This window comes from Koromonas humicola, assembly GCF_059726255.1.
Map to the genome: position 1 here is coordinate 3,288,327 of NZ_AP040873.1, position 26,491 is coordinate 3,314,817.

Annotated in this window: 23 protein-coding genes and 1 tRNA gene; 7 read left to right on the forward strand and 17 right to left on the reverse strand. The window is 55.2% G+C overall.

Translation table 11 applies throughout. The features are described from left to right. Positions 1 to 24 precede the first annotated feature (24 nt). From AC6IZD_RS14370 to AC6IZD_RS14385, 4 genes are all read left to right on the forward strand, one after another. Positions 25 to 699 (forward strand): 1-(5-phosphoribosyl)-5-[(5-phosphoribosylamino)methylideneamino]imidazole-4-carboxamide isomerase, encoded by a 675-nt coding sequence (locus AC6IZD_RS14370; RefSeq protein WP_497784004.1) that lies wholly within the window; start codon positions 25 to 27, stop codon positions 697 to 699. A gap of 912 nt (positions 700 to 1,611) precedes the next feature. After that, positions 1,612 to 4,083 (forward strand): 2-oxoglutarate dehydrogenase E1 component, encoded by a 2,472-nt coding sequence (locus AC6IZD_RS14375; RefSeq protein ID WP_497784005.1) that lies wholly within the window; start codon positions 1,612 to 1,614, stop codon positions 4,081 to 4,083. A 629-nt stretch (positions 4,084 to 4,712) separates the two neighbouring features. Then, entirely contained in the window at positions 4,713 to 5,303 is a 591-nt protein-coding gene (locus AC6IZD_RS14380; RefSeq protein WP_497784006.1) for a helix-turn-helix domain-containing protein, read from the forward strand. A gap of 122 nt (positions 5,304 to 5,425) precedes the next feature. Continuing rightward, positions 5,426 to 5,501 (forward strand) — tRNA-Ile (locus AC6IZD_RS14385). A 19-nt stretch (positions 5,502 to 5,520) separates the two neighbouring features. Here AC6IZD_RS14385 and AC6IZD_RS14390 read toward each other — a convergent pair. The 5 genes from AC6IZD_RS14390 to AC6IZD_RS14410 all read right to left on the reverse strand — a co-directional run bounded on the left by AC6IZD_RS14390 (position 5,521) and on the right by AC6IZD_RS14410 (position 9,750). After that, the gene (locus AC6IZD_RS14390; RefSeq protein WP_497784007.1) at positions 5,521 to 5,982 is read right to left on the reverse strand and encodes a hypothetical protein; all 462 of its coding nucleotides are present in this window, start codon (positions 5,980 to 5,982) and stop codon (positions 5,521 to 5,523) included. Between the two features lie 171 nt (positions 5,983 to 6,153). Beyond that, on the reverse strand, positions 6,154 to 6,345 hold the full coding sequence (locus AC6IZD_RS14395; RefSeq protein ID WP_497784008.1) for an HNH endonuclease: 192 nt from the start codon (positions 6,343 to 6,345) through the stop codon (positions 6,154 to 6,156). 15 nt (positions 6,346 to 6,360) lie between these two features. Continuing rightward, positions 6,361 to 7,194 (reverse strand): YqjF family protein, encoded by an 834-nt coding sequence (locus AC6IZD_RS14400; RefSeq protein WP_497784009.1) that lies wholly within the window; start codon positions 7,192 to 7,194, stop codon positions 6,361 to 6,363. A gap of 714 nt (positions 7,195 to 7,908) precedes the next feature. Then, positions 7,909 to 8,703: a dolichyl-phosphate beta-glucosyltransferase gene (locus AC6IZD_RS14405; RefSeq protein ID WP_497784010.1), complete on the reverse strand. Its 795-nt coding sequence runs from the start codon at positions 8,701 to 8,703 to the stop codon at positions 7,909 to 7,911. A 66-nt stretch (positions 8,704 to 8,769) separates the two neighbouring features. Then, positions 8,770 to 9,750, reverse strand: a complete 981-nt coding sequence (locus AC6IZD_RS14410; protein ID WP_497784011.1) for an HD domain-containing phosphohydrolase — start codon at positions 9,748 to 9,750, stop codon at positions 8,770 to 8,772. 93 nt (positions 9,751 to 9,843) lie between these two features. Here AC6IZD_RS14410 and AC6IZD_RS14415 point away from each other — a divergent pair, with 93 nt between their 5' ends. Beyond that, on the forward strand, positions 9,844 to 10,521 hold the full coding sequence (locus tag AC6IZD_RS14415) for a hypothetical protein (protein ID WP_497784012.1): 678 nt from the start codon (positions 9,844 to 9,846) through the stop codon (positions 10,519 to 10,521). 226 nt (positions 10,522 to 10,747) lie between these two features. Here AC6IZD_RS14415 and AC6IZD_RS14420 read toward each other — a convergent pair whose 3' ends face one another. From AC6IZD_RS14420 to AC6IZD_RS14440, 5 genes are all read right to left on the reverse strand, one after another. Beyond that, the gene (locus AC6IZD_RS14420) at positions 10,748 to 11,938 is read right to left on the reverse strand and encodes a hypothetical protein (protein WP_497784013.1); all 1,191 of its coding nucleotides are present in this window, start codon (positions 11,936 to 11,938) and stop codon (positions 10,748 to 10,750) included. Between the two features lie 12 nt (positions 11,939 to 11,950). After that, positions 11,951 to 12,502 (reverse strand): hypothetical protein, encoded by a 552-nt coding sequence (locus AC6IZD_RS14425; protein ID WP_497784014.1) that lies wholly within the window; start codon positions 12,500 to 12,502, stop codon positions 11,951 to 11,953. Positions 12,503 to 12,837: 335 nt separating this feature from the next. Then, on the reverse strand, positions 12,838 to 13,164 hold the full coding sequence (locus AC6IZD_RS14430; protein ID WP_497784015.1) for a hypothetical protein: 327 nt from the start codon (positions 13,162 to 13,164) through the stop codon (positions 12,838 to 12,840). Between the two features lie 518 nt (positions 13,165 to 13,682). Continuing rightward, positions 13,683 to 14,315, reverse strand: coding sequence for a hypothetical protein (locus AC6IZD_RS14435; protein WP_497784016.1), 633 nt, complete (start codon positions 14,313 to 14,315; stop codon positions 13,683 to 13,685). A 367-nt stretch (positions 14,316 to 14,682) separates the two neighbouring features. Then, positions 14,683 to 16,698, reverse strand: coding sequence for an alkaline phosphatase family protein (locus AC6IZD_RS14440; RefSeq protein WP_497784017.1), 2,016 nt, complete (start codon positions 16,696 to 16,698; stop codon positions 14,683 to 14,685). 303 nt (positions 16,699 to 17,001) lie between these two features. Here AC6IZD_RS14440 and AC6IZD_RS14445 point away from each other — a divergent pair, with 303 nt between their 5' ends. Next, positions 17,002 to 17,958, forward strand: a complete 957-nt coding sequence (locus AC6IZD_RS14445) for an aldo/keto reductase (RefSeq protein ID WP_497784018.1) — start codon at positions 17,002 to 17,004, stop codon at positions 17,956 to 17,958. Positions 17,959 to 18,176: 218 nt separating this feature from the next. Here the strand turns inward: AC6IZD_RS14445 and AC6IZD_RS14450 are convergent, their stop codons facing one another. The 3 genes from AC6IZD_RS14450 to AC6IZD_RS14460 all read right to left on the reverse strand — a co-directional run bounded on the left by AC6IZD_RS14450 (position 18,177) and on the right by AC6IZD_RS14460 (position 20,326). After that, positions 18,177 to 19,427: a YopA family protein gene (locus AC6IZD_RS14450; RefSeq protein ID WP_497784019.1), complete on the reverse strand. Its 1,251-nt coding sequence runs from the start codon at positions 19,425 to 19,427 to the stop codon at positions 18,177 to 18,179. 141 nt (positions 19,428 to 19,568) lie between these two features. Continuing rightward, complete coding sequence (locus AC6IZD_RS14455) at positions 19,569 to 19,886, reverse strand: cell division protein ZapA (protein WP_497784020.1); 318 nt, start codon at positions 19,884 to 19,886, stop codon at positions 19,569 to 19,571. Between the two features lie 155 nt (positions 19,887 to 20,041). Further along, positions 20,042 to 20,326, reverse strand: coding sequence for a hypothetical protein (locus tag AC6IZD_RS14460; protein WP_497784021.1), 285 nt, complete (start codon positions 20,324 to 20,326; stop codon positions 20,042 to 20,044). Between the two features lie 514 nt (positions 20,327 to 20,840). On the opposite strand from AC6IZD_RS14460, the gene AC6IZD_RS14465 reads away from it, so the two are divergent. Beyond that, a complete protein-coding gene (locus tag AC6IZD_RS14465; RefSeq protein ID WP_497784022.1) occupies positions 20,841 to 21,893 on the forward strand; it encodes a M48 family metallopeptidase in 1,053 nt (350 codons plus the stop codon). Between the two features lie 140 nt (positions 21,894 to 22,033). Here AC6IZD_RS14465 and AC6IZD_RS14470 read toward each other — a convergent pair whose 3' ends face one another. The 4 genes from AC6IZD_RS14470 to AC6IZD_RS14485 all read right to left on the reverse strand — a co-directional run bounded on the left by AC6IZD_RS14470 (position 22,034) and on the right by AC6IZD_RS14485 (position 26,370). Continuing rightward, entirely contained in the window at positions 22,034 to 22,897 is an 864-nt protein-coding gene (locus AC6IZD_RS14470) for an SDR family NAD(P)-dependent oxidoreductase (RefSeq protein ID WP_497784023.1), read from the reverse strand. 205 nt (positions 22,898 to 23,102) lie between these two features. Continuing rightward, positions 23,103 to 23,960, reverse strand: coding sequence for an ABC transporter permease (locus tag AC6IZD_RS14475; RefSeq protein WP_497784024.1), 858 nt, complete (start codon positions 23,958 to 23,960; stop codon positions 23,103 to 23,105). Between the two features lie 78 nt (positions 23,961 to 24,038). Beyond that, positions 24,039 to 24,956 (reverse strand): nickel ABC transporter permease, encoded by a 918-nt coding sequence (nikB, locus tag AC6IZD_RS14480; protein ID WP_497784025.1) that lies wholly within the window; start codon positions 24,954 to 24,956, stop codon positions 24,039 to 24,041. A 25-nt stretch (positions 24,957 to 24,981) separates the two neighbouring features. Beyond that, positions 24,982 to 26,370 carry a hemolysin family protein gene (locus tag AC6IZD_RS14485; RefSeq protein WP_497784026.1) on the reverse strand — a complete coding sequence of 463 codons (1,389 nt, stop codon included), beginning with the start codon at positions 26,368 to 26,370 and terminating at the stop codon, positions 24,982 to 24,984. Positions 26,371 to 26,491 lie beyond the last annotated feature (121 nt).

The following is a 26,491-nucleotide window of genomic DNA, read 5'->3' on the forward strand; positions in this document are numbered from 1 at the left end:
AGGTTCAGGAAAGACAGGAAAGAAATGCTGATTCCCTCGATTGATTTGATGGGCGGCAAAGTCGTCCAGCTTGTTCAGGGCGAACGCAAGGCGCTCGAATTCGACGATCTTCAATATTGGATCGACCGCTTCCTCCCTTACCCCATGGTGCAACTCATCGATCTGGACGCTGCGATGGGCAAAGGCGAAAACACCGCGCTTATCCACCAGATTTGCGAGCACCTTCCTGTCCAGGTCGGCGGCGGAATCCGCTCGGTCGAGGCTGCCTCGAAGATGCTGCAGGCCGGAGCCAAAAAAGTCATCATCGGTTCAGCGTTGCTCAAAAACGGTGCTGTCGATGTGGAAATGGCGAAATCTCTCGCCCACTACGCTGCCCCTGCACGTTTACTTTTCGCTGTTGATTCGCGTGGCGGCAAAGTGGCTATCAAGGGCTGGAAAGAAGGCACCGCGCTCACTCCCGCCGAGATGATGAAGCAGACAGACGAATACTGCTCAGGCTACCTGTATACACATATCGATACGGAAGGTACCATGAGCGGCTTCCCCATGCATGTCATACCGGAACTGAAAGCTGCCACCAATCGCAAGCTGATCGTTGCCGGAGGAATCAAATCCATGGACGAAGTGAATCAACTCGATGCCGCCGGGGTGGATGCCGTGGTCGGAATGGCTGTGTACACAGGCGCGCTCAAGGCCTGATTAACTTATGTAATTGGCCACGCACAATGAAGACACTCGCGTATTCGCTAATTGTCCTTCTTGGCATTTCGAGCCTCACAGCAGCGCAAGAGCGCCAGATTGCTGCGACCCCGTTGATCGACCGTGAACTACCAACATATGTTGTCAGAGATGTAACGGTGACTGAAGCCGTTGGTTCGTTGGCAATGATCGCTCAGCCGTTACGATTCGGAATCGAAGAGGTCTTGAGAGAACATTGGGCCGACCAAGTGTCAACTACAAGGATTACGTTGCGTTTGAGAAATGTAACAGTCCGCCAAGTGCTTGATAGCTTGTGCACATACGATTCGCGTTATACATGGTCTTTGGATGGTGGAACAATAAACATATTTCCGCGTGCCACGCTAAATGACCCTGTCTATTTCATGAATCAGGTCGTGCCCGCAATAGATTTTGTTGAGCTCAGAAGTGCCGACGACTCATTAGGCCCACTCGCGCGAATATTTCCAGATCATCAGATAGGGTATATGCAAGTGGGGGGCGATCCTTCTTATGATCATCCGTGGTCTGCATCCTTCAAGAACATACCGGTGCGACGCCTAATTAACAGGGTTTCTGAGAATATAACCTCCTCATCATCATGGGTCTTCAGCGGCTCGAAAGATCAACGATTCTTCACGTTCGAAAAGGGAGGGTTCCGCTCAGAAAGCCCGCGAAGGTAAATCTGCCTGCGTAATCTGCCCTTTTGGGAGCCTCTCTAATAAGGCTCAACAACTTAGCGAAATTCTCCAATCCCATGCCTGAGCTGAAGAATCCAATGTTCTAGACGACGTACGATAGCGGCTCATCTTATGTTTTGATACCCTTTTTGTTTGGGTTATCGCCGCTATCCTACGTAGCAAAGTCCCGGCACTCTTCCGGGCTAGGAGCAATGTGTCACAAGCTCACGTAATTGAAGTCAATCCTGAAAATCAAACCCGAGAACTTGTATTCGATCTCTTCCGGCGCTGGGGATATCTGCAGGCAGATCTCGATCCCCTCGGCCATTTTCCGCGCCTTGACTACCCAGAGCTGAAGCTCAATGGCCCGGATGCCGCCCGCGCACGGGAAATCTATTGCGGTACCGTCGGTGCCGAGTTCATGCACATACCCGACCCGGAGCGCCGTCAGTGGATCATCGATCACCTTGAAGGCCCTCAACCCGAGGTGGATCGTCAAGCCATCCTGAAGCACCTGGTCGAAGCCGATATTTTCGAGCAGATGCTGCAGACGCTCTACATCGGCACAAAGCGATTCTCCATCGAGGGGAACACCGCTCTCATGCCTATGTTGGAGGAAATCCTCTCTGGAGCCGCCGCAAAGGGTGCCGAGGAATGCATCATTGCCATGAGCCATCGCGGACGCCTCGCAGCCGTATGTAACACGGTCGGACGCGCCCCGAGCGATATCTATGGCGGATTCGAAGACGTGGATCCGCGCTCAACCTTGGGTGGTGGCGACGTTAAGTACCATCAAGGCGCCACCGGCTACCGCGAATTCAATGGCAAGCGCGTCCGCATTCACCTGGTCAGCAATCCTTCCCACCTCGAAGCCGTTGATCCTGTTGCGCTCGGTCGTGTTCGCGCGAAGCAGACTCGCCGTGGCGCGGAAGGCAAGCAGCAAACGCTGCCAATCATCTTGCACGGTGATTCAGCGTTTGCAGGACAAGGCATCTGGGCCGAAACGCTGAACATGAGCTACCTTCGGGCTTACGACGTGGGTGGTACGATCAACGTGATTGTCAACAACCTGGTCGGATTCACCACCAATCCGACTGATTACGCCAGCGGACGCTTTGCCAGCGATCTCGCCAAGCGCTTACCAATCCCGATCTTCCACGTTAACGCCGAAGATCCCGACGCCGTGGTCCGCATTGGCCGACTCGCGCTGGAATATCGATACCGGTTTGGCTCTGACGTTTTGATCGACCTCATCGGCTACCGTCGCCACGGACACTCTGAAATCGATGATCCCACGATCACACAGCCGATCGTGTACGCGAAAATCAAGGCTCACCCGCCGCTGTACGAAATCTATGCAAAGCGGCTTGGGGTCGATGTCTCTGCCCAGGTCGAAGCCTCCAAAGCCCGCTATCAGCAGGCCAAGCAGGAAGCAAAGAGCCTGACCAAGAAGCCAGTCCTCTACAAACTTCCTGACTACTGGAGTAATTTCGTCGGCCGCAAGTGGCGACCAGAACTTGAGATCGACACTGGTATGCTCCAGCAGGACATTACCCAACTCGGCTTGAAGCTCTGCCAATATCCCGAAGGATTTCATATCCATCCCAAGGTTGCCGCTCTGCTGAAACAGCGGCAGGAGATGGCGACCGGTAAACGTGCCATCGATTATGGTTTTGCCGAGGCTCTGGCCTTTGGGAGCCTCGTCACCAGCGGAGTTCCTGTGCGCATGAGCGGCCAGGATTCGCGCCGTGGCACGTTCAATCATCGCCACTCCGTGCTGATCGACACGGAGAACGAAAGCGAGTACATGCCTCTGCAGCATCTCGCTGAAGATCAAGCGTTTGTCGAGATTTACAACTCGGAGCTCTCAGAAGCCGCCGTGCTCGGATTCGAATACGGATTCAGCCGTGACTATCCCGAAGCACTCACGCTCTGGGAAGCGCAGTTTGGTGATTTCGCCAACGGTGCGCAGATAGTCATCGATCAGTTCATCAGCGCCGGAGAAGAAAAATGGGGGCTGCTTTCAGGACTCGTCCTGCTGCTGCCTCACGGATACGAGGGTCAGGGGCCGGAGCACTCCAGCGCGCGCGTCGAGCGCTATTTGCAGCTTTGTGCACGCGACAACATGCAGGTCTGCCAGCCATCTTCGGCTGCGCAGTTCTTCCATTTGCTACGTCGTCAGGGACTGCGGAAGTGGCGTAAGCCCCTTGTCTGCTTCACTCCGAAGAGCATGTTGCGTCATCCCGATGCGGCCAGCGACCTTGCGGCACTCGCGGCTCCACGCTTCCAAACCGTGGTTCCCGACACGCAGGTCGATCCAGAAGCAGCCACTCGCATTCTGCTCTGTACCGGCAAGATTGGGCACGATCTGCAAGGTGAGCGTCGCCGCTTGAAGAACACCAACACAGCTATCCTGTTCCTCGATCAGCTCTATCCTTTCCCGGAGCAGGACATTCTGAACGCGCTCGCGCCCTACAAGAATGCTCATGAACTCGTCTGGGTGCAGGAAGAGCCTGCAAACATGGGAGCGCTCACCTATGTGAGGCCGCGACTGCATCGGCTACTTGGAGAGGGATTGCCGATTCGTTCCATCAAACGCCAAGCTGCCGCCAGCCCAGCAACCGGCTCGGCCAAGGCGCACCAGATGGAGCAAAAAACGATTCTCTCTCTGGCGTTTGCTAACTAGAACTTCGTACGTACAAAACAGAATGCCGCTCACACTCGAGCGGCATTCTCTTCTCACGCTTGGCTCTCAGCGCAAGCTGGCCTCCGCAGGCCGCTGTTGCGAGTTAACTTCAATCGCACCTTCATGCAATCTCTCAAACCGGAATGGGGTCTCGGGCGTGAGTAGTGGAGGCTTCATCCTGGCCGCCTGACCACTGCATTTTCGCTCAGACGCAAGATCATTGCGCGAGTCTCCGCTCACCAGGCAAAATTGTCCGCGGGGTCTTTGTAGAGGCGCGAATCGCGGGTGCGGAACGAGTTTCCCGCTCCATTGCTTCACGATCGGCGCAGCGTAGTTTTCATCTACCTTGATTTGAGGTCCTGTCTGCCCGCTATTCGGAACTCCTGTTTGTGCAACGCAGGCGACGGTCCAACCGCAACACAAAAGCAATCCAATCAAACGGAATCGCATACGGACCCTTTCCGCGCGAATTGTAACGCCGGGGTCCTGATGCCGCTTGAGTTTTAACTATTCCCGCTTCTCATTAGGCAGAGGGCAGTGACGCACTTGAGATTTGAAAATTGAGAAATTTTATTTTACTGTATGTCCATACCGATCGAGCGCCAGCATCCTAGGAATGGGAGGGGAAGATGATGAATGAGACCATTGTCCAAGGGCTTCGGCCCTATCTGATCGGTGAAAAAATCCGCGCTCTGCGGCTGAAGAAGAGCATGGGACTGGTCGAACTGGGCAAGCACACCAGCCTCTCCGCTGCACTGCTCTCAAAAATCGAGCGCGGAAAACTGATTCCCACGCTTCCGACATTGCTACGCATTGCGATGGTCTTCAGTGTTGGCCTGGAGTACTTCTTCGACAACAGTCGGAACCGACACCTCGTTGAGGTCATTCGCAAGTCGGAGCGCAAGCGCTTCCCGGAACACCCAGATGTCGACTTCAGTTCGTATTGGTTTGAGAGTCTAGATTTCAAAGCCAGCGAACGCAAACTGAACTCATTCTACGCAGAGTTTCAGGTTGTTCCATCGGATAAGTTGAAGCCCCACCAGCATGCAGGCACCGAGGTGGTCTTCGTGATCGAAGGAAAGCTGAACCTGAAGATTGGAAAAGACGAGTTCGAATTGGATGCGGGGGATGCAATCTACTTCGATAGCTCTATGCCGCACTACTACGCGCGACTGAACCAGGAAGGTGACTGCAAAGCGCTGGTTGTCACGGCGCCGTAGCCGCGGATTGGCGCTTTGTAGCCCTTGAACACCGGAAATCGTGCAGCATCCACAGCTCGTACTCTCACGAGGTGTTCTGTGTGAGTTAAACTAAACAAGCCTCGCTGTCTTCCCCGCGTAGCGGGCCTGTAGCTCAACGGTCAGAGCAGAGGACTCATAATCCTTTGGTTGTAGGTTCGAATCCTACCAGGCCCACCAGATCGCTCAACCCACCTCACTACGCGGCATCGCTCTCTGCTTCAGCTTTCTTTTCTTGGTAATGCTGGATGTTCTCGTAGATATGATCGGGAAACTTCAGATCGCGATAGACATTGCATAAATCCGGGTCATCGGTGTTTGGGCAGATTGGGAACTCCTGCTGAGACTGCCACTCGCGAATACGTTCTGGCCGTGGTGGATTGTAGTCACGCGACTCGACTTGATGAATCAGCGCTTTAGCTTGCGTTTCATCGAATCCCGGATTCATGCAGAGCTTTGAGAGCAGCTCGTCCTCCTCAAGAAAGTGACGTGCGATCATCGCAAACACCAGTCTTCCGTAATGACCAATGTCCTTCTTACTTTCGAGCGATTCAAGTAGATGGGACATCATGCCGTTTGCCCGCAGAGCCTCAATGCCCGTCTTCTCGGGTGCATCCTGCTTGCGGGTGGTTCCCTGTTCATTCGCTTGACTCTGTGACATCGTCGCCTCCTTCGCTTTTTCTTCCCTAGCATTGGATGCCGCAAGGCAGTGTGCCGCGACAGCTCAGATATTCATCGCAGAACTGCGCCAAACTGGCGTGTACTCACCCATGCGACCCATTTCGAAATCTCAGGATGTCGGCGAAGTTGATCCAGGGTGTTGTACTCGCGTTCAAGTTCCCTTCTCGGAGAACAGCGCATGAATCTGGTTGTGACATGGGCGGCATACAAGGACAGTTTCGTTGCGTTCGGACGAGGAGGTATCTCGTTTTACTCTCTTGTTGCTGTGCCGGGTGCGCGGAATCAGATGGTGCCGGGTCAGGCGCATTCCCTCTCGTCTGCAAAGAGCACAATCTCCAATCATTGACTGATTTGATGATCAGCCGTGTGCGCTTGGTGAGGCATCATTCCTGCACAAGTTCCAATGGCCAGATAAGAACATCAAGGAACGATGCAGTGCAGCAGGTGCGGGGACGTGCCAGTCTCGATTCCGAGCGGTTGCGTCATCGTGTTGCGTACGATATTGGCGGCAGCACTCTGCAGCGGCATTGGCCAATGATGAATGTGTGCGCGATACACCTTCCCGCGCCTGACGGTATACAGGCAATAGCGCTCCGTCAAGAACCTCCACGCTCTCTGCCGGCGGTGCCCAAGGCAGTACATCCGAAGCTGGCTCATAGGACACTTCAAGCTTCGCAGATCGAGCAGACTGCATGCGCTCTGACGTGTAGTGAACTTTGGCATCATCGATCTGCATCGACATCTTTGCTTGGAAATATGGCAAGAAGTAAGTCAGCCTCGCACCAAGCACCGCGGACAGATTCGCTGCATCAAGGCTGAAAAAGAACACTCCCCGCACTCCGTGACAGGTCACATAAGTGCGCACGTTCACTTCTTGGAATTTTGATAGCACAGGCAATGCGCGCGGGCGCAAGCGACGGAGATGAAAAGGCGTCACCGCTACATAAGCTGCCCCCTGCCACGGATCGAGTTCCAGTTGAGGTGGCACCAGCTTGCGTATCAGCTTTGCATCAACGATCCAATGAGCAAAGAGCAGGCGATGCCATTCCTGGCGCATGATCCACGGCTTTTGCGGCAGGGGGAATGGGCGATGGTCTATACACTTCAAAATTTCACGAGCGCTTGCCAATTGCGTTTTCTTTCCGCTGACCCAGCAGCCAAAGACAATGGTGTACTGACGGATTCGAGCCACCGCTGCCCTGCATCAAGGAGGTCGGCGCCCAAGTCATGGGTCCAGTCGATTTGGAACATTTCTAATGACGCTGCCGCAGGCAGAGATGATGCCCGTCTGCTCTTTCTCTGGCATGGGCTGCTCAAGGCTGGGACAGCAATTCGGGAGAATCTGGCCCGCGCTTTTCTTGTGGCGCAATAACACGGGTTTGGCCTTATTCCAAAAGTGAACGGCTGGATTCAGCGTCCCCAAACAGGTATTCGTAGCAGCAAAGAATACGGGATCGGGACAAATCTGGCCAAAATACTTGTTAAATTACACATCTTGAGCCCCTGCTTGGGCATCAAATGAATCAGCAAGCCAGAGCAGTCCAAATTTTCTATTCCTTTTTCATCTTCCGCGTTAGCGAGTTCAGAGAGACTGTGTATCTATGCTGTCGAAGTGTTTCAATACGCATTGCTCCGCTACATTCCATCACCTTGGACAGGGACGATTATTCAAAATCGACTTCTCGGAAGCACGTCGAAAAGGACTAACGAAGGTTGGTGAGCCGACCGAAGGTGAAGCGACCCGGAGCAAAACGTATCCGATAGAGTATTTCTGGCTGTGTGAGATCTGCGCAGCTACTATGAATCTCACACTCAGCGACAGCGGAAAAGTGCGTTTGGTCCCAATACAAAAAGCCGTACCAGCTTCCGCCCCCAGCATTCGCAAGGCACGCCAGGCTGCAGCTTCCTAGCTGATCGGAGGCTTGCTCTCCGCAAGCAGAGTTCTAGAAGCTGGTTCGGTAAACTGAAATGACGGGCGCGTGTAGAGTCCTGCTATAGCGTTGTACCGAATCTTGAGAAGCTCAAGGAACATCTTCACGCCATCGACTAGAGGATTGATCTTCGAGCGATCATCATTGGCCCACTCGACCGGGACCTCTGTCATTTTCAGCCCGAACTTACGTGCAATAAAAAGGAGTTCGGGATCGAATCCCCAACGCTCAATCTGCTGGCGCGTGAAGATCACCTCGGCCGCACTGCGGCTGAAGGCTTTGAATCCACACTGGGTATCCTTGTAGGGCAATCCGAGCACGAACCGAAGCAACACGTTGTAAGCACGTCCAACGAACTGTCGCACAAGCGACTGGCGCTTTGTTTGCGTTTCGGCCAGCAGCCAGCGCGAACCAAATGCGACGTCCGCGCCCTTCTCAATGGCGTCAACCAGCTTGAGCGATTCGTAAATCGGCGAAGAGAAATCCGCGTCACTGAACATCAGAATGTCGCCGTGCGCGTTCAGCATTCCATTTCGGACACTGTACCCTTTTCCACGATTTCCAGGATTCTCGACCAACCGGAGTTCAGGTGCATCGACCATCAACTGCCTTACGATCTCGGCTGTGTCATCACGAGAGCCATCATTGACCACAACGATTTCAAAGCTCCAATTGTGCGCGCGACCGAAGGCAATCGCCTTTTCGAGTCCCGGACGTATGCGCGCACTCTCGTTGTACGCAGGCAGAATGATGGAATATTGCACTGACATTGAATTTTTAGACGCACTCAGATTGTAAAGCAGTTGTAAGTGCGATCCTCGCAAATACAGCTTAGATTAAGCAGCGGTTTCGCGCAAAGCGAGCATTGAGAAGAATTCCGCGACGATCGATTCATCCCACAATCCTTGCCGTGCTTCGGCGTGCATCGTTTCGCGAGCCTGCTCATGACTGTGGGCGGCCTTGTATGGCCGTTCCGTGCGAAGAGCGTCGTACACATCGACGACTTGAAGGATACGCGCCAGCAATGGGATCGATTCTCCGGTGAGGTGATCGGGATAACCAGTGCCATTCCAATGCTCGTGATGGTGACGAATGATTGGAACCACCATGCGTAGCGATCGCAGAGGCTTACAGATGTTCTCGCCGATGATCGGATGCTGGCGCATGATGCGCCATTCTTCCTGGGACAGCAATCCGTGCTTCTTTAGAATGTCATCCGAGATCGCGATCTTGCCCAGATCGTGCAGAAAACCTCCGCGTCGCAACGCGAGTTGTTCTTCATCACCGAGTCCCATGTGTGCCCCAAGTGCGCTGGCATACTCGGCGAGGCGTTCGCAATGCCCTTCCGTATAGGGATCGCGCGATTCGACGCTGCGACCTAATGTGCAAAGGACGGTGTCGGCGTTTTCAAGTTCGTCGGTGTAGTCTTTGACGCGCAGCAGCGAAGCCACGCGAGCGAAGAGTTCGACGGGGAATATAGGCTTGTTCAGAAAATCGTCTGCGCCGGCTTCGATGCCGCGAATCTTATCTTCGCGGTCACTCAGACCGGTGATCATGACGACCGGAATCAGACGAGTCTCAGGGTTGTCCTTCCACTCACGGCAGAGTTCGTATCCGCTTTTTCCGGGCATTATGACGTCGAGCAACACCAGATCAGGTGTTGCATTCTGCATAATCTCTTCGGCTTTCTCTGCATTATCGGCAACTGCTACTTCATAGCCCTGGCGGGTAAGTAGCTCCTGCATCAGCAGAGTATTGTCGAAATGGTCGTCCACGACGAGAATTCGCTGGGAACGGTGACGCGTCCTCTCTGCCATTTGTAAGTGTGAGCACTATCGTCAGGTGATTGGTTGCCAAGGTGACGAAAGAGAATTGCGGAAAACTGAGACGAGAGCTAGCCTCGAATTGTAATGAATCTACGACAACTTCGCTCGATTCTCTTCTTGTTGTTCGTACTCACGCCAATGGCGGCAATGGCCGCGGGCAAGCCAAAAGTGCACGTAATCAGCTATGGAAAGATCATGACGGTGCGACTGTATCTCGGCCCCGATGAAGATCACACTACTCCGATGAGAGTGCGCGCACTGTATGTGGACTCTAAGCTGAAAGAATTCGTCACGGGCGACGTCCACGATGTGACCGATCGTCTCTTCGTAGTGCGACGTGCATACAGACTGAATAACAATTTGCCGGTGGACGAATCGAAGGCTCCGAACTGGGTGTGGCAGCGCGGTGGATGGCTGATGGTGGATCGACTCACCGGGCATGTATCGCAGGTTTCGCTAGTGGAGTTCGATCCGTTCTATTCGCATGCGACGTGGTTCCGGGACTACGTGGCATATTGCGGAGTGAGCGACAACGGCGAGAAGTTGAGCGCCGTGGTGATGCAGTTGGGCAGGAAAAAGCCGGTAATGAAGAAGGATCTTGGCGCCGCGAGCCAGGGAGATATGCCGGATTCAGAGTGCGATGCTCCGACATGGGAGAAGAGGCCAACGCGTGTGACTTTCCTTCCGAAACACGGGGAAAAGCAGGCATTCACGATCTTCGGACACGCGTGGGATGCCGCTCCGGGGTCGGAAGAGGAGTAGGCGGTTATATACTCCGGAGTTAATGGTGAAAAACGGCTATGGTTACCGACTCGGCAATCGTTTTCCGAGAGACATCGAGACCATTAACCAGTTAATCAGCCAGAAGCTGTCGAGGGTTAGAGATTGGTAAACCGGGCCAATTGGCCCGGTTTGTTTTCTGGACAACAGAGGCCCCGACCGGAACTCAAGATTGAGTTTCGGTGGGGGCCTTCGTCGTAACGGAGAACTAGTCTTTCGGATTAGGAAGAGGCAGTGCGATGGTCTCCCCGCTCCTGTGAAGTTCGAGTGTGTACTGTTTGGCGCGCTTGCCGTTGAGCGGGAAGTACAGGTATCCGGCAACGGGCTGCGTCAGATTGCCCTCGGGCAAGGATTTGTCGCGAAGCTCCATCAACATGACTTGGCGGTTAATGGGCATTCGACGAGGGTACGATCCATCGGGGCCAACACCGACTCCTACGCCGGTGCCAACTCCACTTCCCCAAGGGCCGTGTTCGTAGCCGACGCCGACACTCGGATAAAAGCGCGGGCCGCCCGACTTGTTGCCGAGATCGGTGAGGATGTCATCGGGAGTCGCCGGGAAGAATGCCTGATCTTCCTTGTTGGCACGAAGGGTGAAGGACTCGGTCCGCAGATCGACAGATTGCGACACGGCGGGATAGAAGCCGACTTCGACTACAAGGAAGTGCTTGCCAAGCGGAGTGCTGAAGCGGCGCTCAACTTCATCCTGCGAGAGCAGACGGGCACCAACTGCGAAGTTTGCTTCCTCGCGATAAGCCGGATAAGCAGAGGCTTCGGGGCGCGGTCGCACTGTGTGCTGAACAGGCCGCTGCGGTGCCATTCGGACGTGCGGTTGCGGATAGTACACGGGAGGAGCCTGTGGTGCAGGCGGTTGATCCGGGTAGGGTGCCTGCTGCTGTGGGTAGGGAGGCTGTTGCGGATAAGGCTGCTGCTGAACCTGACCTCCGCCATAGGTGGTCTGATCCTGCGGATTGGGCTCCTGTTGCTGCGGATACTGGTCCTGAGGATATGGCTGTTGCTGAGTCGGCGGATGTTGGTCCTGAGGATACGGAGGCTGTTGTGCCGAGTACGACGGCTGAGCCGGTGCGGGCTGCTGGTCAGGGTACGGTGACTGCGATTGAGGCGGATACTGCTGGGCCTGCGCTGGCGGATAAGGCTCGGGAGCTGGCTGCTGCTGATCGTAGGTCTGTTGCTCGGCGGAGTCCTCATTGTACTGTGCGTTGGCCTGTGCCTGGGCGTCGGCCTGCGACATGCCCGCAGGCTCAGAATCAGTGGTGGCCGGAGTTTGCGCGGGTGGACGTTCCTGATAATCCGGCGGGATCGAGGGAACGCCGGGCGTCTGCGCGGCGGCCGAAGCTAGCAGCGCGAAAAAAGCGAGAGTGCAGACGAATGGCTTCATTGGTGGCCTCTTTTACTGTCTCTGTTGCTGCGGAGCCGGAGCGGGTGCCGGAGGCTGAGCCGAATTGGCATCAGGCGGCGCTGGCTGCTGGTTCACTGCAGGCGGCGGAGGCGGAACGTCATTGCGAGTGGCGTGCGCACCGGGTTTTTCAAACTCAAGCTTAATGCTGCGTTCCGCGAGCACGTAGATCTTTTCGCGCTGAACATCTGGACCAATGCGCTGCTCGATGTTGTAGGTTCCTGGTGCAAGATAAATCGTCTTGAGATCGTGAGCGCGTCCGGCATAGGCTCCGTTGATGTAGATCATGGCGTTGGGATCGGGGCTCTTGATGTGAACCTCTCCCACGGGGCGTCCATAGTAGCCGTAGGCCGGATAAGGATACGGGCCGTAATAACCATAGTAGGGATAGCCCCAGGGACCTCCCCAATAGTAAGGATAGTAAGGTCCACCGAAGACTCCAACGCCGACGCCAACGCGCGTGCGGGCAACGGCCGAGGCGGGAAGCATTAGCGCCACGGCTAAAGCCGCGAACACAACTGCCCGAAAAAACCGAATGTGGTACATACAAACACTCCTGCGTAATTCCCCAATACTGCATTGCCTTGAGCAGAGTAGAAGGTTCCATTTACCGAACTGAATCAGGGCTGCTCCGCTTAGGCTTCGCTTCGATAAACCCGTTTGCAGTGCTGGAGTTGCGCAGAATCGGGCTTTGAGTACTCGAATCTTCCGAAAAGGAGGGAGGGCAGATTTTGAATTGGCGACTGTGGGAGGCAGAAGATATAGCGACAGCATGGCCTCACTAAACCCATCCAACAACGCTGAAAGGTGTTGCACTTGGTGTTTGGATGGTGGTGGGGTGAGATAGTGCAGGGTCGCTAGGGCGGGACGGTATAGACGAGCTATTCTTCGGATTCCGAATCTGCTATGGCGTACACCTTTGGAACTCGGGATTCCTTGGCTGGTACTTTATGAGCATCGGCCGCATTAGCGGTTTGAAAACACCACATCAGAAACAATAAGCATCCGAAAAAAGCAGCCATTCCAAAAGCCGAGCCGTTTCGAGCAACCACGATGCTTGCGAGTATGAGCGCGAACAAATCAATCGCTAAGTTCATGGCTCTCTTCTGATCCAGCTTGTGTAACGGGAGCATTCTGACGAATGCCGTAGCAAAGCCGAACAAGCCCTTCCAGAGAGCCTCCCACCCGCTGCTTTTATCGTTGCCCATTTCGCAGTTCACGTATCCCCATCAAAGATGTGACTGTCACTCCGAATGAGCCAACAGCGAGCGTAAACCAGAACAATGATGGTCCGAGCGGAACTGATAGTCCTGCCAAGCCCAGACCGATGAAGCAAACCGACAATAGACCGGAGATACTGGCAGACAAGGTAACAGAACGTGGCACTTTCATTCGCACGTTGACCTCACTTCTATCAGATTCACCCGGAATGCCTTCAGATGCACCAGAATTTCTGGCGACTTCGCATTGTAGCTCTTTTTTGGCGCCGTCGGCCCATATTGAAACTACGGAACTGTTCAATTGTTCAATCGCCCATTCGTTTCCCGATGCGGTGGTTGATGAGTAGCGATCCCTTGTCTCGTACGCATCAAGTACTTCCTTCCGAACAACGAGTCGAAGCCCAAATGTGTCCGTCTGCTCGGTATGCAGTTCAGCCGGGGTGCGAAGCGCTGTGTTCACCGACTCATTGTGCGCTCTGTCGACATCAACCCACACCACTGGAGTACTACTGTACACAGGGGGTGTGAATGGCATCCTCGATCTCCGTCAAAAACTTAGGCCTTAACGTTAAAAAATGAGTGAAGCGCGATAGGACGGTTTTCGGTCCATCCTGAAATGGAGCATCGAAATGGTAGTTGAAATTGACAACGGCCGCGTGCGGATTTTTCCATGCACAATCCACGGCGATTTGACTTATATAGTCATCAACTTTCGCACTGATTCTAAGTCCAACTGAATCTGTACTTCCTCCAATACACCGCTCGATAGCTGACTTATTCAGGTAGCGATCAATAAGCAGGTCGACATAAGACTGTGACGACTGCACAGTCTTAATGAAATTCAATCCGATTGCCTCTATCTTGGCGTGATCATTCACTTCGATAAGCTTCAGAGCTATGCGATCGGCGACCGAAGGAGCGTTTGAGGGCATTCTGTCTTCAATTACGATCCGTCTGGCAGGAGTGATGACCTGAACTGAATAGCGTTGGTAGTGAACTTGCGCAATGCCCTCGACCACAACCACCTGAGTAGGAGTTTCATTTACGATGTCGCTAAAGAGCGACGGAGCAACTATCTTGGGCTGAAGATTATCAGCCACGATGGTTATGTTTGCCCCGTTGAAGATTGTGTTCGGCATAGACCTCTCTCGGAAACCTTAATCCTAAGACTAAGTTCCTAAATAGCGAAAGCACTTTCTTTCGCGTGTCGACCGACAGTAACCATCTGAGGTATGTGTCTGGAACTACTTAAGTGTAACCTACGGGTTTCATAAATCCCAGATTTACGCAATTTAGCAAATGGGAGATGTCGAATTTCATTGAAATTGGAAACAGAGACCTAGGATCGTAGGATCCGTAGTCCATGGCGTTTTCTTGATTCCGCTTCGCTCCATGAGCCTGGGGCCCCCAAACTAGTAGAAAGATCAAAGACAAAAAGAACCCCTGCCGAGTGTTCGGCAGGGGTGGCAGTGATCAGGAGATCGAAACTTTGCTACTGCTATTTAACTACGGAGTAGGAACAGTGGCGCTGACCTGAGATGAGTATGAGCTCTCAGCGCCGCTGGTATTAACGGTTGTTGCGACGTAGTAATACTTGGTTCCGGCCGCGACGTTGCTATCGGTGTACGTGGTGCCTGTGACGGGAGTGCTGGTGAGCTTGCTGTAAGAGCCGGTAGACGTGGTAGCACGATAGACGTTGTAGCCCTTGATGCTGGATGACGAGCTGGCCGTCCATTTCAAGGATACGTAGTGGCTATTTGTGGGTGCCGATACTCCGGTGCCGTTCATGGAAAGTGCGGCAGTGGAGTTGGAGGCATTGCTGAGCACCGAGAGGCTTCCGCTGGTGGTGGCGGCAGTGGTCGGTTTGAAGGTGACGTTGAAGGTTGCGCTCTGTCCGGCTGCGAGGGTGAGAGGCAGAGTGATGCCGCTGACCGTGAATCCGGTGGTGCTGCTGATCTGTGAGACGCTAACGCTGTTGTTGGACGCCTTCAACGTGACGGCCTGGGTGGAACTGCTGCCAACGGTGACGTTTCCGAAGCTTAAGGAAGTGGGACTGACACTGAGCGTGCCTGCGGTGGTGTTCGAGACGGTGATGTTACGCGCCGTCTTGTAGATGCTCCCCGCGCTGTCCCAAGCCTGCACGACTACATAGTGAGCTCCGGCAGACATGGGGAGAGACGTGTTGACCGAGGCCGAATTCGTGAGGTACTGGCTGATGTTGTCAACGTAAACGCGCATTGCGGTGATGGTGCGTCCCGAGGGGGCCTGTCCCGAAGCGACGATCTGCACGGGCGAGGTGACGGTGGCTCCGTTGACAGGCGAGGTGACCGTTACGCCCGCTGTGGCGGTGCCAACGTTAATGCTGATGCTCTTGTTATAGGATTTGCCGGACTTATCCCAAGCAACGATGGTGACGTTGTGCGCGCCGGTCGAGAGCGCGAGGGAAGTGTTGAGGCTCGCGGCGCTAATCGTGTATTTGCTAACGCTATCAACGTAGATACGCATGGCGGTGATGGGATAGGTGGTGCTTCCGCTGTAGGCGGAGGCGACGAAGGTGACGGGGGAGGCGACGGTTGCGCCAGCGGTTGGCGAAGTGATGGTGACGCCAACGGTGGTGGCAGCGGCGGTGGCATTGGGGGAAACGCCGTTGGGTGAAGAGATAGACGTATTGAAGAACTCAGTCATCAGAGGCGCACTGGCAGCGGCTCCGGGGAAGGATGTCGCTCCGAGAGCGGAAAGGACGGTGCGAAGTGTGCTCTGGTGCTGGTACACGGTGGTGGACTTATGTCCGAGCACGGCCTGTGGACCGATGACCAGCGTGGCGACGTGTCCGCCACCGTGGGCGGTGTCGGTGGAGGCGGATTCCTGGAAAGTGATGATTAGGATGCCGTCCTTCTGGAAGTTGGAGTCGGCAAGAAGAGGAGCGATGTTCTGCTGGAGCCAAGTGTCGGACTGCTGCAGCGTTCCGCTTTGGCCGTTGTTCACGATGTTGGGAACGATGTAGCTGAATTCGGGCAACTGGTTGTTCGCGAGATCAGTCGCGAATTGCGAGAAGGGCACGAGATTCATCTTCTGCGTGCTGCTGTTCTGCACTGTGGAGAAGTAGGCAAATGGATTATTGCGCACCGCGTAGTTGCCGGTGTTTCCTCCGGTGTAGCCAGCGTAGGGGAGACCTTCGGCGTAAGACTTCCACGTCTTGCCCGAGAGCATCAAGGTGTCAACGATGTTGTCGGCCTTCACCGGGAAACTGGATGGTGTGACAGTGTTATCGGTGGTCAGCGTGGCTCCGGTGGTCAACTCGAAGGAGTCTGCAATGCCCGGATGCGCATTGGCATAGTACTGCGTAGCGAGCCCATACTTCGTTGCCAGCGAGTTCAGGTACGGCATGGCGCTGTTTCCAATCACGCTCGAATAGCTGCGATTTGCTTCCACGACCATAACGACATGACTGCTGGAGGGGATTTGAGCGAATGAAATCGCAGTTATCAAGAATAGGAATGAAACGGTAAGCCAGGTCCTCATCAACACCTCGCGGTTTGGATATCAACTCGGACGAGGGTACTGGTCCATCTATTCTGGTTATATGAAGGATTGCACTAGGCAGTCTGTGTTTTCATGCCCAACGTGCGCTTGGGATGAGCACCTAGTCAGGACCGATTTCCTGCGTAAGGATTGGTCAGGTTGCTTACCGAGCAGTGATCAGTTGGAGAACGCAATTGTGCTCGGGTAATAGCAGTACAACGAAAGCAAACTGCATGGACGAGAAGCTCTCAAAGCCAGAGCTTTATCATCAGATATGTGAAGGCTGGAAGGAGATCTGCACTTATGGCGCAACATAATGAGATTCCACGTCGCGAGCTTGGCAGCACGGGAGAGAAAGTGTCGGCAATCGGCATGGGTGGATGGCACCTGGGTCTGCCGAAGGTGGATGAGAAGCTTGCAATCCGCATGATTCATGAGGCAATCGATCGCGGCATCACGTTCATGGATAACTGCTGGGACTATAACGAAGGAACCAGCGAGATGCGCATGGGGCGCGCACTGAAAGAGAACAACTCGCGCGAGAAGGTCTTCCTGATGACGAAGATCGATGGCCGCACAAAGAAGGAAGCAATGCGGCAGCTTGAGCAATCGCTGGAGAGGCTCCAGACTGACTGCATCGACCTTGTGCAGCACCATGAGATTCTGCGCTACGAAGATCCGAATCGAATTTTCGCTGAGGATGGCGCGCAGGAAGCTTTGCTAGAGGCGAAGAAAGCCGGCAAGCTGCGCTATATCGGATTCACTGGACATAAGGATCCGCGGATTCATTTGTACATGCTCGAAGTGGCGATGGAGAACGGATACAAATTTGACGCAGCGCAGATGCCGTTGAACGTGATGGATGCGCATTTCCGGAGCTTTTCGAAGATGGTGGTGCCGGAGATGGTGAAGCAAGGCATTGGCGTGCTGGCGATGAAGACTCTGGCGAACGGGTCGATTGTGAAGTCGAAGACAGTAACGCCGGTCGAGGCGATTCAGTATGCTCTGAACCTGCCGACATCAACGGTGATCTGCGGGATCGACAGTTTGGAGATTCTGGACCAGGCGGTGAAGGCGGTGACGACATTCAAGCCATTCACAGAAGAACAGCTCAAAGCGCTGCTGGCGAAGACGACGAAGGCCGCGATGAAAGGCGAGTTCGAGCCGTTCAAGACTTCATCGATTTATGACGGAACGGCGCAGAATCAGGATTGGCTGGGAGAGGAACCGCAACGTCTGAAGGCGCTGATGATGCAGTAGCGTTGGGGCGATGATTGGGGGCGGGGCTCATCAAGCTTGTTCAGTTGGAGAATAGGGGCCGCGCCCCGGTTTGCGTACATTGAAACTAGCCTGGCAGGATCGACGATCGGTGCCTGGCTTCTCGGTGCTAATAGCAACAGACTGAAATTATCTAGCTCCGGCTTAGACGATCGTAGGCTCGCAACTTGCTTAAAGAAATCGGTTTACGCTTGGCCAAATCAAGCCCACGGAACCTTCTCCACCTGCCCCTTCCAGCGTCTCAGCATGGTGCGATTCCCATATTCGCCGCTATATTCGCATGCGGAGAGGATCGCCAGTTCTACATACCATTGTGCAAGACAATAGGCTTCATAGTAAGGCAATTGTTCATTTCCAGCAGAGAGCTTCGGTGGGTGGGTTAAGCGATTGCGGATGAAGGTGAATACTTCCGGACCATCTAATGTCCTTGAGTTTCCCAGAGCACGAATTTTGGGCAAACCCTCAGGGATCGTCCTGGGAATTGAAAGCATGTTTAACATCAACCGCAACTGATCGGCTGCGGTGAGGTTGCGAAATCCAGCTTCTGAAATCGCATTGCGTTCACGCACCAAGACGTGCCAAGCCAAACGCTCGAGAGCGGCCTGTAACAGGATACAGGCACCATCCGGCCCAACATTGTTGGTATCCGCACGCGCGAACCAATACACCACATGTCTGATTGCATCGAACCAGTTTTCATTTTGCAGTTTCTCAAAGAACTTCTCGTGAACCTGGCCAATGCAGTTGCCGTGATGTTCGTCTAGCCAACCCGATGGCTCGCGCCAACGACTGACCCTGCCGGTTCCCCATTGTTCAAGTGCCATCTCACCCTTCTCATCGAGCGCAATTGCGAGGGAAAATCCAACCCACTGACCGCGACAAAACGAAAGAAAGAGCGCCAACTTCGAAAGGAAATCTTGCGCCTCCTGATCCGTGAATAACGAACCGTCCTCGCGCGAGAACTCTGCCTGATGGGTTATTCGGAATTCGTCGTTGGCCTTCATTCTTGGAATGGAAAGTGATTTTTCAGTAACGGCGATGAATTCAACCTTCCAGCCACCAGCTTTCAGTGTGAAGTTCAGGTCCGCTGGCGTCCCCATCCAATAATGCGCGAAGTTTACAATGACAAACCTGCCAGAACGAAGCGCACGTGATTTTGAGAACCAGCACGGAGTTCGCAAGGGCTGCAAGGTAAAGGAGCTATGTCCTTCGGAATTCCACGAATTCTCTCTAATCGCCACGTCCAATGACCGAACACCCGGAATTTCCAACTGCACGTCATCTGCAATTATCAATGGCGGCAATTCCCCAGAACGACTTTCGCATTTGATCTCCAGATCCTGCTTGCCGACAGACTGCTGATAGACACTACAGTCTACTGTCGCGTTTGCATTTCCATAACGCAATTTGCCGATGCCGGACCAGAGCGGGTATTGGGTGCTGTAATCCATAAGGGAATGGGCTACTCGAGATTTTTAGTCGAGTGGGACAGTGGGGTGTCAAAATTTCCGCTATCGCACTTGTCGATCAGTATATTTGCAAAAGAGAAAGCCGCATTGCTGCGGCTTATTCATAGCGAAATCTGAATCAGGCTATCCGGCGCGACGCTCGTCGGCAAGCAGTTCGTCGAGAGCGGAATCGAGAGCGCGGCCGAGGTATCCGGCGCGGTTGGTCAATTCGCTTTCGATGCCTTCGTACTTGCGCTTGAGCTGGTAGTAGTCGTCGGCAAGGTTGAGCGCAGCCAGCACGGCTATGCGTGCAGAGTCCACGGTATTGGTGTGCTGGGCTACGGCGCGCATCTTGGAATCGACAATGTCGGCCAGGCGCTGAATGTAAGCTGGATCAGAACCGCGCAGATGATAGCTCTCGTCGTAGATTTCAACGCGAATGCTTTTTTCTGATTCTGCCACTTGGTTCCCTCGCTTTCCCCCGCTTAATCGAGGTCACGCAAAAGTTCAACATTAAAGCGCACAAAGCGCAACGTAAAACAACGACCTCAGTACCTGAACGATCGTACCGCAATCATGCAGGGCACTCCCAGGAAAACGGGGAGGTCGCGCTCGAGCTACTCCTCGAGGATGGAATCAACATCGCCGAGAAGCTTCTCGACGCGGCTGCGAACCTCGGCACGATCACGCTGCAAGGATTCGAGCTCTTTGCGGGTGGCGTCAGCCTCGGCGGTTTTGGCGGTGAGCATTTCACGCGTTTGCGCCAACTCCTGCTCGGCCGCGGCTTTTTGAGCGCGGGCGGTCTTGAGCAGTTCGATAGTGCGATAAATCTTTTCTTCCAACAGATGGAAATCGCTGTTGGTGCCTTCAAATGCGAACTGGCCTTCAGCCAAGGAAGCCATGAGTACCCTCGGGGAACGTTTCGGAACTGTAACTTTGGGCAGTATAACGCGTCGGAAGCCGCTTTGGATGTGGAGAAGTCGTAATCCAGAATGAGATGTTCGCGATTTAGCACATCGAGAGCTGAAGAAATTGTCTGCGTTTCGGGCGGGAAAGGCGAGGCGATGCGGTAAGTTTGCTATCCCAGGTTATCCGCGCAAAGAGCGCGCGGCGAACCTGGGGCACCTGGGGCACCCGGCACCCGGCTGGAGGTTGGTGACCTGGAACCGGTAGCGAAGATCGGAGCGGCGGTAGGGGTCCTTCGCTGCGCTCAGGATGACACCAGAGATTCTTGGAACGACGCATAAAGAAGCATGTTCTGGAAGTCGCTGGTTAGCGATGGCAATCCCGAATAAGGGCTATGTTGTAGCTGTAAAATTAGCAATTGCGGAAGTTTGGACAGGAAGTTTTGTGCAACCCCTGCTGTGGCGGAAGTTCTAATATGGATAGGGTTGTCTCAGCCCTGAAGGCAAAACGATGAAATCGAAAATTGCGCTGTTGCTCACGTTGATTCTTTCGCTGGCCTGCTATGGGGTGGCCGAAAGCAAGACGGACAAGGCAAACAAGACGGACAAGCAGGAAAAAGGCGAGTTGGACTTTCCGCACGACGGCAAGACTGACGACGTAAGCGCAATCGGCAACCGCAATGTGGGATGCAGCAAGGGTCTGGGAAACTGGTATTCGCTGGAAAGCCAGGTATCGATGGGCAAGAGCTTTGCCATGCAGGTGGAGCAAAGCGCCAAGCTGATTAGCGATCCGGTGATCAATGAATACATCAACCGCATGGCCCAGAACATCGTTCGTAACTCGGACGCGAAGGTTCCGTTTACGGTCAAGGTGCTGGACGATGATTCGGTAAACGCTTTTGCCCTCCCTGGCGGGTACTTCTACGTGCAGAGCGGTCTGATTTTAGCGGCCGACAATGAAGCCGAACTGGCGGGCGTTATGGCGCACGAGATTGCCCATGTGGCGGCGTGCCATGCTGCGCGTCAGCAGACACGCGGCAATTTGGCAAACCTGGCATCGATACCGCTGATTTTCATGGGCGGAGGGCTGGGATATGGATTGTATGAAGCCGCGGGCATTGGCGTGCCGTTGACGTTCATGAAGTTCCAGCGCAACTTTGAGGCGCAGGCGGACTACCTGGGCGTGCAGTATTTGTATGCCAGCGGATATGACCCGCAGGCCTTCCCGCAGTTCTTCGAAAAGATACAGGCGCTGGAGAAGAAGAAGCCGGGCGCGATTGCGAAGGCGTTTGAGACGCATCCGCCGACACCGGCGCGCATGGAACACACGCAGCATGAGATTGAAACGATCCTCCCGTCTAAGCCGCAGTACGTGGAGGACACTTCGGAATTCCAGGAAGTGAAGGCGCGATTGGCTGCACTGGAAAATCGCCGGAAGCTAGATCAGGGCAAGGATAAGGGTCCGAGCCTGAGAAGAGCTTCGTCATCGCAGAACGATCCGAACAGCAAAACAGACGATTCGAAGAGCGGAGATGATCGTCCTACGCTGAAGCGGAGAGACTAAGAACAAGGTTCGCGAGGTAAGCCCTCCCGGTTGGGAGGGCTTTTTATTATTGCGCGCACTGGGCGTGTAGATGCTTGGCTCGCTCGCCACGTCGACACCCAGAGTTGGAAATGCGCCAACGATGGGCCACCTTGCGTTCGCTATTTCCCAGTGAGTTGGGCGAAGGCGGCTGGGAACTGCGAGGCCAAGGTGCCGTACATGCCTGCAAGCCAGTTGTTCATGTCGGACCACTTCCATCCGGCAGTGAGGCCGCCATCGACGACAATGGCCTGTCCGGTAACGAAGCTGGACTCGTCGCTGGCGAGCCAGAGCGCGAGATTTGCAACGTCGTCGGGAGTTCCGAAGCGTCCGAGTGGGCCGTGGGAGAGGCATTCGGAGATGGTCTCGAGCGATTTCTCGACTTCCTGTTTGGAAAGCGGGATGCCGTTAACGAAGATTGGCGTGGCAATGCTGCCGGGGCAGATGCAATTGACGCGAATGCCAGATTCCGCGAGTTCGAGAGCGGTGCTACGAGTGAGGCTGATGACTCCGGCCTTGGCTGCGCTGTAAACGTGATTGGAATAGCCTCCGGCGATGCCAGCGACGCTGGATGTGTTGACGATGGTGCCCGAGCGCTGCTTCTTCATCACCGTCGCCGCGTGCTTGATGCCAAGGAATGTTCCGCGGAGGAGAACGGCGATCTGAGACTCGAACTCCTCGATTGGAGTTTCGGTGATGGGACGTGTGGCACATCCAAAGCCCGCATTATTGTAGAAGCAGTCGAGGTGGCCAAAATGAGCGAGGGTGGCATCGATAAGCCGACGAATGTCGGATTCGCTGGAGACATCGGTGTGCTGAAATATGGCGTTTTCGCCAAGAGCCTTGGCTAGATCAGTTCCCTTCTCTTCCTGGAGATCAGCGATGACGACGCTCGCTCCTTCGGCGACGAATTTGCGAACCGCAGCCTCTCCGATGCCGCTCGCACCTCCGGTAATAATGGCGACTTTGTCTTGAAGTTTAGGCATGAGGAAGTCCTCCGGGGAGGGATTGTAGGCCCGGAAGAGGGGTGGCGGTGAGGGATTCGGAGCGAGAGTTTCAAAATGAACGTTGTCTCGGGTTAAAGCGGCCGAGCGGACTGGCGAGCAAGTGACCTGGCGCCTTGTGGAGGTGGAGGCGTTTGTAGGGGTCCTTCGCTGCGCTCAGGATGACAACTCAAATACAACAATATGTCTAGAGTCCGGCTTCGATGCGGGAGCGCGGGTCGAGGTAGTCGCGCATGGCGTCTCCGACGAAGTTGAAGGCGAGGACGGCGAGCATGACGGCTCCGGCGGGAAACAGGATGACGTGTGGAGAGTCGAACAAGTGCGAACGTCCGTCGTTGAGCATGGCTCCCCAACTGGGGACCGGGGGCGGGACGCCGAGGCCGAGGAAGCTCATGGTGCCTTCGGCGAGGATGGCTCCGGCCATTCCGATGGCGGCCTGAACGATGACGGGCTGCATGATGTTGGGCAGTATGTGGCGGACAAGGATGCGAAGGTCGGTCGCTCCGAGGGCGCGTGCGGCTTCTACGAATTCGCGTTCGCGGGCGGCCAAGACTTGAGCGCGCACGAGGCGGGCGTAGCCGACCCATCCTCCGATGATGAGCGCGAGGATTAGATTCCAAAGGCCGGGGCCGAGGAAGGCGACAAAGGCGATGGCCAGCAGGATTCCCGGAAACGAGAGAAACGCGTTCATCACGATGACGTTGACGAAGCGGTCAAGGCGGCCTCCGTAGTATCCGGCGAGAGAGCCGACGATGGTGCCGAGAAGCAGCGATCCGGCAACGACCGAGGTGCCGACAATCATCGAGATGCGGGCTCCGTAGAGGATGCGCGAGAGGATGTCGCGGCCGAGTTCGTCGGTTCCGAAGAGATGGTGGGGCGACGGGCCCTGCAGGCGCGAAGGCAGGTCGATGGAAGCTGGATCGCGCGGGGCGATCGCCGGGCCGAACAAGGCGGTGAAAATGAAAAGGATGATGATGAGGGCTCCGAAGGTCGCAAGGGGGTTGCGGGTAAGGATGCGAGCGAAGTTGGAGCCGGAGGGGTGCAAGGTTTCATGATAAAGCAAAGGGGAAAGGAGACGTGGATGTTATAGACCTGAAAGTGGTGCACCTCTTGTGTCATTTCTTCATTGGCGGATGCGGGGGTTGAGGGCGGAGTAGAGGAGGTCGGTGAGGAAGTTTACCGCTACGTAAGTGAGGCCGATGCAGAGGAGGCATCCCTGGACTAGGGCGTAGTCGCGGTTGCTGATGGCGGAGATGGTGAGGCGTCCGATGCCGGGCCAGGAGAAGATGGTTTCGGTGACGATGGCTCCGGCGAGCAGGGCTCCAAACTGGAGGCCGATAACGGTGACGACGGGGATCATCGCATTGCGAAGGGCGTGCCGATAGACGACTGTGCGCTCGGTGAGTCCCTTGGCGCGAGCGGTGCGGATGTAGTCCTGTCCGAGTTCTTCGAGCATCGAGGTGCGGACCATGCGAGTGAGGATCGCCGCGAGCGAGGCTCCCATGGTGATGGCGGGGAGGACCAGGCTACGCCAGTTTCCTGTTCCGGACACGGGAAGCAGATTGAGCTTGATGGCGAAGATGAGGATGAGGATGGGGCCGAGAGCGAAATTGGGAAACGACAGGCCGAGAAGGCTTACGAAGCTGAGCGAGCGGTCGTCCCATCTGTTCCGACGGGTGGCCGAGCGAACTCCGGCGGGAATGGAGAGCAGGATGGCGACGGAGAGCGCGGCCAGGGTCAGCGAGAGCGTCGCGGGATAGGCTTGGGCGACGAGGTCCTTCACAGGTTTGTTGAGACGCAGTGAGCGTCCGAGGTCGCCATGAAATACTCCGCGCCAATAATGCACGTATTGTGTGGGCAGCGGTACGTCGAGTCCGTAGGCGTGGCGAGCCGCCTGAATGTCTGCTCCGGCTGCACCTTCGCCGAGCATGGCTTGGATGGGGTCTCCGGGGACGAGGTGGATGAGCAGAAACACCACGGAGACGACAAGCCAGACGACGGGCAGCATGTAGGAAAGACGAACAAAGAGATAGCGAATCATCTGATTACCATCAATCTTATTCCCATCATGCCGGGCGCCTCCCGGGAGTGTCTGCGTCGAGGGTTTCGGTGCCCTGCGGCGCATCGGGGACGAGATCGACCTTTACGACTCCGACGCGTCGGCCCTCCATCTCGACCACAGTGTAACGACGCTGCTGATACAAGAAGGAATCGCCGGGCTTGGGAATGCGCTGGAGTTGAGTTAGAACAAACCCGGCGAGCGTCTCAAAACCTTCTTCGCGAGGAAGACGGAGGTTGTACTGCGTCTCGAGGTCGCGGATGTTCAGCGCGGCATCGAGGACAAGCGAGGATGAATTGCCGAGGTTCGCGCGCGGGGCAACGTCGAATTCGTCTTCAATTTCGCCGACAAGTTGCTCAAGGACGTCTTCAACGGTGACGACACCAACGGTCGAGCCGTATTCATCGACCACAACAGCGAGGTGACGGCGACGATGTTTGAACTCGTCGAGCAGATCGGGCAGAGGCTTGGTTTCAGGCACCACGAGCACATCGCGCATAATGTGTCGCACGGCGAGCGAAGGCAGCGTTGCAGGCGCGGATGGCGAACGGCGAAGGCGGAACTGCATCCAGCGCATGAGGTCCTTGGAGTAGAGCACACCGATGATGGCTTCCGGGCCGCGTGCGGCATCATAAACGGGAACGCGCGAATGTTGCTCCTCGACGATCTTGACAATGGCTTCTTCCAAGGGCATGTCGCCGGGGACGGAGAAGATGTCTGGACGCGGGACCATGATTTCGCGGGCGGTGATGTTGTCGAGGTCAAGCGAGCGGTGAAGGATGTCCTGCTGAAGGGTCGAGATCAGTCCGTAGCGATGAGAAGCAGTGATGCTGAGTTTGAGTTCTTCGGGCGTATGCACGCCGCCTTCGCGAATCTGGTTCCAACCAAACCAGCGCAGGACAAAGCGCGAAGACGCGGCCATGGTGCGCGTCGCGGGGCTGAACACGGTAATAAAAACATCCAGTGGCGCGGCAACGGCGAGGGCGACTTGTTCGGCTTTCTGAAGCGCGATGGACTTGGGTACGACTTCGCCGAGGATGACGTGCATGTAAGTGATGGTGGTAAAGGCGAAGAGCGTGGCGAGTCCGTGGGCAAACAAGTGCGCGTGGGGCAGGCGCGAGAATGGGACTTCGAGCACGCGAGCCATGGCTTCTTCGCCGATCCAGCCGAGAGCGAGGCTGGCCATGGTGACGCCGATCTGGATGCCGTTGAGGACTTCGTCAAGTTTGAGGTGAAGCTTGCGGATAGTACGCGCGCCGATGCGCCCCTGGTCGATGAGTTGTTGCACGCGGGTGTCGCGGATTGACACCAGGGCGTATTCGCCAGCGGCAAAAAAGGCATTTGCCGCAACCAGCAGGATCACTGCAATGACCCGCATCAGCACAAACGTGGACAAGAGCGCTCCTCAAAAGCAGTGGTATTGGATTTTAGCAAGGTTTCGCAAGGTGTCGCGAGGTAGGCGAGGTTTCGCGAGGAAAAGGCAAAAGTCAACTATCCCTCATAAACTCGAAAGGCGC

What these genes read in the sequence shown, in the direction of transcription:
- AC6IZD_RS14370 (WP_497784004.1), top strand. Translation starts at nt 25, where the DNA reads ATGCTGATTCCCTCGATTGATTTGATGGGCGGCAAAGTCGTCCAGCTT.
- AC6IZD_RS14380 (WP_497784006.1), top strand. Translation starts at nt 4,713, where the DNA reads ATGATGAATGAGACCATTGTCCAAGGGCTTCGGCCCTATCTGATCGGT.
- AC6IZD_RS14390 (WP_497784007.1), bottom strand. Translation starts at nt 5,982, where the DNA reads ATGTCACAGAGTCAAGCGAATGAACAGGGAACCACCCGCAAGCAGGAT.
- AC6IZD_RS14395 (WP_497784008.1), bottom strand. Translation starts at nt 6,345, where the DNA reads ATGATTGGAGATTGTGCTCTTTGCAGACGAGAGGGAATGCGCCTGACC.
- AC6IZD_RS14405 (WP_497784010.1), bottom strand. Translation starts at nt 8,703, where the DNA reads ATGTCAGTGCAATATTCCATCATTCTGCCTGCGTACAACGAGAGTGCG.
- AC6IZD_RS14410 (WP_497784011.1), bottom strand. Translation starts at nt 9,750, where the DNA reads ATGGCAGAGAGGACGCGTCACCGTTCCCAGCGAATTCTCGTCGTGGAC.
- AC6IZD_RS14415 (WP_497784012.1), top strand. Translation starts at nt 9,844, where the DNA reads ATGAATCTACGACAACTTCGCTCGATTCTCTTCTTGTTGTTCGTACTC.
- AC6IZD_RS14420 (WP_497784013.1), bottom strand. Translation starts at nt 11,938, where the DNA reads ATGAAGCCATTCGTCTGCACTCTCGCTTTTTTCGCGCTGCTAGCTTCG.
- AC6IZD_RS14425 (WP_497784014.1), bottom strand. Translation starts at nt 12,502, where the DNA reads ATGTACCACATTCGGTTTTTTCGGGCAGTTGTGTTCGCGGCTTTAGCC.
- AC6IZD_RS14430 (WP_497784015.1), bottom strand. Translation starts at nt 13,164, where the DNA reads ATGGGCAACGATAAAAGCAGCGGGTGGGAGGCTCTCTGGAAGGGCTTG.
- AC6IZD_RS14435 (WP_497784016.1), bottom strand. Translation starts at nt 14,315, where the DNA reads ATGCCGAACACAATCTTCAACGGGGCAAACATAACCATCGTGGCTGAT.
- AC6IZD_RS14440 (WP_497784017.1), bottom strand. Translation starts at nt 16,698, where the DNA reads ATGAGGACCTGGCTTACCGTTTCATTCCTATTCTTGATAACTGCGATT.
- AC6IZD_RS14445 (WP_497784018.1), top strand. Translation starts at nt 17,002, where the DNA reads ATGGCGCAACATAATGAGATTCCACGTCGCGAGCTTGGCAGCACGGGA.
- AC6IZD_RS14450 (WP_497784019.1), bottom strand. Translation starts at nt 19,427, where the DNA reads ATGGATTACAGCACCCAATACCCGCTCTGGTCCGGCATCGGCAAATTG.
- AC6IZD_RS14460 (WP_497784021.1), bottom strand. Translation starts at nt 20,326, where the DNA reads ATGGCTTCCTTGGCTGAAGGCCAGTTCGCATTTGAAGGCACCAACAGC.
- AC6IZD_RS14465 (WP_497784022.1), top strand. Translation starts at nt 20,841, where the DNA reads ATGAAATCGAAAATTGCGCTGTTGCTCACGTTGATTCTTTCGCTGGCC.
- AC6IZD_RS14470 (WP_497784023.1), bottom strand. Translation starts at nt 22,897, where the DNA reads ATGCCTAAACTTCAAGACAAAGTCGCCATTATTACCGGAGGTGCGAGC.
- nikB (WP_497784025.1), bottom strand. Translation starts at nt 24,956, where the DNA reads ATGATTCGCTATCTCTTTGTTCGTCTTTCCTACATGCTGCCCGTCGTC.